Genomic DNA, 477 nt, shown 5'->3' with positions numbered 1-477 from the left:
GGGGTTGGACGTCGCCGCGGCATCGAGGTCGAGCGAGTCGGTATCGACGACGATCAGGCGGGCGTCGGTCTCGGGCAGCGCGTCGCGCAGATGCTGTTGGGTGAGCAGCCAGCGCAACTGCGCGTGATCGATCATGAAGCGCACGCGCTCGGCGGGGTAGTCGGGGTCGACGGGGACGTAAGCGCCGCCGGCCTTGAGGATCGCGAGCAGCGCGACGCTCATGTCGAGCGAGCGCTCCATGGCGACGCCGACGAGGGCATCGGGGCCGACGCCGAGCGCGATGAGGTGGTGGGCGAGGCGGTTGGCGCGCAGGTTGAGTTCGGCGTAGGTGAGCGTCTGGTCATCGAAGACGGCCGCGACGGCATCGGGCGTGCGCTCGACCTGCTGTTCGAACAACCGATGCAGCGGTTGTGCGGCGGCGTCGCCGAAATCCGTGTCGGTGCGGTTCCACTCGACCGTCATCAGGTTCCGCTCCGC

Annotated in this window: 1 protein-coding gene; it reads right to left on the bottom strand. The window is 69.2% G+C overall.

Features of this window, described 5'->3' with window-relative positions:
• Window positions 1-477: AMP-binding protein (locus tag CFB45_RS38060; protein WP_144025307.1), on the bottom strand; the 477-nt coding region annotated here is incomplete at both ends.

It is taken from the genome of Burkholderia sp. HI2500 (assembly GCF_002223055.1).
Taxonomy (GTDB): Bacteria; Pseudomonadota; Gammaproteobacteria; order Burkholderiales; family Burkholderiaceae; genus Burkholderia.
The sequence above is the reverse complement of the archived record's forward strand: the minus strand, read 5'-3'. Positions and strand labels throughout refer to the sequence as shown.